This window comes from Armatimonas sp. (assembly GCF_031410135.1).
In the GTDB taxonomy this organism is placed as follows: domain Bacteria; phylum Armatimonadota; class Armatimonadia; order Armatimonadales; family Armatimonadaceae; genus Armatimonas.
Genome location: NZ_JANNYP010000201.1, coordinates 1 through 1,499 on the forward strand (window position 1 = coordinate 1; position 1,499 = coordinate 1,499).

Consider the following 1,499-nt stretch of genomic DNA (forward strand, 5'->3'; position numbering starts at 1 on the left):
ATGGTCGTGATGGGAGTGAGGAAATCCGAAACCACATCATGTCACCATCTGTGATCAACGGAAATCACCTGATTTCCGTCACCGCAAGGGGTGGGGAAACGCCCAACTATACCTTTCCGGTGCGATGGGCAAAAAGCCCCAGGTTCTCGTTCCTGAGCTGGACGACTACATCGGACAGCCTGAGGATGGAGAGCTCGTACCGCTGCCCCTAAGCGTCGAGGAGACCTCCCTGATGCTTGGGCGGGTCGTGGAAGAGTGCCGAGGTGTGCGAGGAATCGCCTCACCCTGTGCTCCTAACCCCGAGTTGCTGCAAGACATTCTGGATCTTCTAAAGCGGCGACCTCATTCGGCGTAGAGCGAAGGTTCGAACCTTCGCCGCCGAAGATGGGCTTCGCTAAACGCCAATCAGTATCCGGGTAATCCCCGTTTCAATATTCCCCACTTCACCGGGCTATGCTGCCCGGCGACGGGAAGTTATGGCTCGGTTCTTTTTCAACTGAAAGGAAACCATCCCCATGAACTTGGACGAGGCAAGAACACTTGCCAACGTCAACGAGCGGGCACAGCGACTCTTTGAGGACGGATACCGCATCCGCTCTCTCGACGGGAACCTGCATCTGATTCGCTCCGAGCACGGAGCCACCTACACCCTGGATCGCGCCGAAAAGAGCTGCACTTGCCCCTTCTATGCGAAGCACGGTGGGCGCTACTCCTGCAAGCACGTTCTAGGCTGGCGAAAACTCCACATGGCTCAACGAGTCGAGATCGCCCGCCGCGCTGCCCGTTGGGAAGCGGTAGGGCAAGCCGTCACCATCGAGCAGGTCATGCAGAGCGCATCACGCGTTCTCCAGCGACAACTGGAGGTGCCCCTGTGTCTCTCTTGACGATCTCCCGCTACAAAGGTGGTCGGCATTGGGCGGTGCGAGAAGCCGATACCGGTTCTCTCGTAGTCGTCACGGTCTACCGCAAGGGCGCTGCTGAAGTCGTGAGAAGGCTTACCGGCCAAGTGCCGGAAAAGGCAAAACGCCGCAAGCATGAGGCTTTCGTTTACGAAGCCAAAAGCCCGCTGGAGGTGACTTCATGAGCGGTTATACCCGCCCCATCAAGTTTCTCCTGGGCAAGGTATACGTCACGTCCGCAGCAGTCGAGGCCCTGATCCGTAACGAGGAGGAGCTGATGCACCTACTCAAGCGGCATCGGGAAGGAGACTACGGCGCGGAGATGTGCTACGACGACCGAGTCGTCAACGAACAGGAGATTAAGCGCGGCGGTCGAGTGCTCTCCAGCTACACGCTAAAGGACGGCACCGTCATCTGGATTAACACCTCAGCGGGTTGGCAAGAGACTTTAGCACTTTTGCGTGAGGAGTATTGACCTATGACCACTCTCAAGAATGGCCCCAAAGTCATTGTGCTCCACACGGATGACCAAGTCTTTTGCTTCACCGACAGCAACGGCTGCGAGTGGCATTGGAACGCAGGTGCGGGAATGCGGCTGGT

4 protein-coding genes are annotated in these 1,499 nt (G+C 57.6%); all 4 read left to right on the forward strand.

Annotation, left to right across the window (positions count from 1 at the left end; all coding sequences use genetic code 11):
* The first annotated feature begins 124 nt into the window (after window positions 1-124).
* The 4 genes from RMO15_RS07255 to RMO15_RS07270 all read left to right on the forward strand — a co-directional run bounded on the left by RMO15_RS07255 (window position 125) and on the right by RMO15_RS07270 (window position 1,374).
* Window positions 125-355 carry a hypothetical protein gene (locus RMO15_RS07255; RefSeq protein WP_309709865.1) on the forward strand — a complete coding sequence of 77 codons (231 nt, stop codon included), beginning with the start codon at window positions 125-127 and terminating at the stop codon, window positions 353-355.
* Window positions 356-515: 160 nt separating this feature from the next.
* Entirely contained in the window at window positions 516-884 is a 369-nt protein-coding gene (locus RMO15_RS07260; RefSeq protein WP_309709868.1) for a hypothetical protein, read from the forward strand.
* On the forward strand, window positions 881-1,084 hold the full coding sequence (locus RMO15_RS07265; protein ID WP_309709871.1) for a hypothetical protein: 204 nt from the start codon (window positions 881-883) through the stop codon (window positions 1,082-1,084). Before RMO15_RS07260 ends, RMO15_RS07265 begins: the two co-directional genes overlap by 4 nt.
* Window positions 1,081-1,374, forward strand: coding sequence for a hypothetical protein (locus tag RMO15_RS07270; protein WP_309709873.1), 294 nt, complete (start codon window positions 1,081-1,083; stop codon window positions 1,372-1,374). Before RMO15_RS07265 ends, RMO15_RS07270 begins: the two co-directional genes overlap by 4 nt.
* Window positions 1,375-1,499 lie beyond the last annotated feature (125 nt).